The 2220-nt window shown below is 50.4% G+C and carries 3 protein-coding genes and 1 pseudogene; 3 read left to right on the top strand and 1 reads right to left on the bottom strand.

Translation table 11 applies throughout. The features are described 5' to 3' along the window. Window positions 1-507 precede the first annotated feature (507 nt). From K0778_RS25715 to K0778_RS25725, 3 genes and pseudogenes are all read left to right on the top strand, one after another. Complete coding sequence (locus tag K0778_RS25715) at window positions 508-714, top strand: AlpA family transcriptional regulator (protein ID WP_000235214.1); 207 nt, start codon at window positions 508-510, stop codon at window positions 712-714. A 93-nt stretch (window positions 715-807) separates the two neighbouring features. Continuing rightward, on the top strand, window positions 808-1410 hold the full coding sequence (locus tag K0778_RS25720; protein WP_000813432.1) for a hypothetical protein: 603 nt from the start codon (window positions 808-810) through the stop codon (window positions 1408-1410). Window positions 1411-1810: 400 nt separating this feature from the next. Next, a pseudogene (locus tag K0778_RS25725) lies at window positions 1811-2113 on the top strand (transposase); the annotation flags it as partial. A gap of 12 nt (window positions 2114-2125) precedes the next feature. Here the strand turns inward: K0778_RS25725 and K0778_RS28110 are convergent. Next, window positions 2126-2220, bottom strand: a 95-nt coding sequence (locus tag K0778_RS28110; RefSeq protein ID WP_063097250.1) for a hypothetical protein, incomplete at its 5' end; no start/stop codon positions are given.

The following is a 2220-nucleotide window of genomic DNA, read 5'->3' on the forward strand; positions in this document are numbered from 1 at the left end:
GTTTCTCCGGTCCTAAGACATCAATCATCTGCTCTCCAATGACTAGTCTAAAAACTAGTATTAAGATTATCACTTATTTAAGTGATATTGGTTGTCTGGAGATTCAGGGGGCCAGTCTAGTTACTCTCTGATGACTTCTTATATTTATAATACCAATCAGACAACCTTATCCCATCGGTGATATCAGTCTCCTGCTCGCCAGGAACGGGCTGACTCACTGTAACCACCTCCGAAAACAACTCTGCAATTATCAGAACGCCTGCTTCTCTCCCTGTCCTCACGAAAACTATCCCCTCTTTATCGCGCGTGCGTGCGGAAGCATCTTTTCGCAACACCCCCCTCCGGGATTCCGCTACGGCTCTGCCATCGCAATCCCCCCGTTTATCTCCGGACAGCCACATTCCCGATTATTTTTTACGTTTCTCCCCGGTTGTTATGCCGGTGAAGGTGGCGCGCTGTTTTCATGACCACACCGGCTGGTTTAACAACATCCGGAGGAACATTCTCATGGCTACCCCAGTTTCGCTGATGGATGACCAGATGGTCGACATGGCGTTTATCACTCAACTGACCGGCCTAACCGATAAGTGGTTTGACAAACTCATCAAAGATGGGGGCTTTCCTGCGCCCATCAAAATGGGGCGCAGCTCCCGCTGGCTGAAAAGTGAAGTGGAAGCCTGGCTGCAGGCGCGTATTGCACAGTCCCGTCCGTAATTTTTAACCACTAACCCTTCGCCCACAGCAGACGCAATCTCCGGCCTGCCGGCGGCGCTCTGCTGCCTGTTATCCCCCGTGAGGAATATGAAAATGAAACAACAGTATCAGACCCGTTACGAGCTGCTCCATGAAAACTACCAGAAATGGCTGACCGGCTTCACCCGGCACGCCGTATCATGGGGCGTGTGTCATCCGAATATCTACTATTTCCATAATCTGACGCCCGGGTGGGTGTCATTCAATGGCGAAAAACCGGAGATTGCCATCGTTCCCCAGAGTCTGCACCGGCTGATTTATGGTCCGGACAAACGGAGCTCCCCGTCCCTGGATGATGATCTGGTGGTGAATTTATGCACCAGCGAACACCTGCTGGTTCATCATCCGATGCTGGAAGGGATCCTGCTGTCTGAATGTGAGCGCCTGAAGCAACATTCTCTGGCAAACAAACTGATCAGCCTCTTCCGTCAGTTTGGCGGCACGGAGTTACGTCTCAAACTGGTCTGGCTCTGCTGGCTTGACTTAATGACCGGAAACAGCCTTGACGACTGGACGAAAAACCTGAAACACAAATCAGAAAAAGATCTGGAGCAATGGATCATTGCACGTCAGGGTCAGAGTGAACCACTGACAAATCTGATGGATCAGTACGTGCTTATGGCATACCGTACATCGGTTGATGCCGCTCACAGTTGATGTCTGAGAACCACAGGGCTGGCAGCAGAAAACCAGCCCTGTGGTAAAATACAGTAATAGCGGCGTACATCAGGCACGCCGCTCACTCGTCCACAGATCATATACGTCATTATACTGCGCGATAACGGAGGGCTTCAGCACCCGGTCATTTCTGAGCGGGTATGAATACCATTGATGATGCGAAGCAGCCACGGGCAGAAACGTTCTTCACAACCAGGTGCCTCCATCTTCACTGCAGTCTGAATGTGCCGGCTTGTTATCCACCAGAAATGGTATGCTCCGGTACATGCATACCCCGGAGACTATAAACGCACTGAATCATAGCCTCCCACCTCAGCAGGAGGCAGTCAGCTTTCAGGCGGAATGTAGTGGCACACTAAATTTGGCCACCTGATGAAAGGTGATATTCTCACCACAACACAAAACAGGTGACTTAATGAACAAGAAAACCAAACGAACCTTCACCCCTGAGTTCAGGCTGGAATGTGCACAGCTGATTGTTGATAAGGGCTACTCATATCGACAGGCCAGTGAAGCGATGAATGTCGGTTCAACCACGCTTGAGAGCTGGGTACGCCAGCTCAGGCGAGAGCGCCAGGGTATTACGCCCTCTGCCACACCCATTACTCCAGACCAGCAACGTATCCGCGAGCTGGAAAAGCAAGTTCGCCGTCTGGAGGAACAAAATACGATATTAAAAAAGGCTACTGTAGATTCAATCTGTCAATGCAACACCCCTTTCAATTATCTCTTTCGGTGTTTTGAACTTCAGTGTCTTTCTCGGTCTGTTGTTTAGCTGAGCAGCAACCA

Source organism: Escherichia sp. XD33 (genome assembly GCF_019375075.1).
GTDB classification, from domain to species: Bacteria; Pseudomonadota; Gammaproteobacteria; order Enterobacterales; family Enterobacteriaceae; genus Enterobacter; species Enterobacter flexneri_A.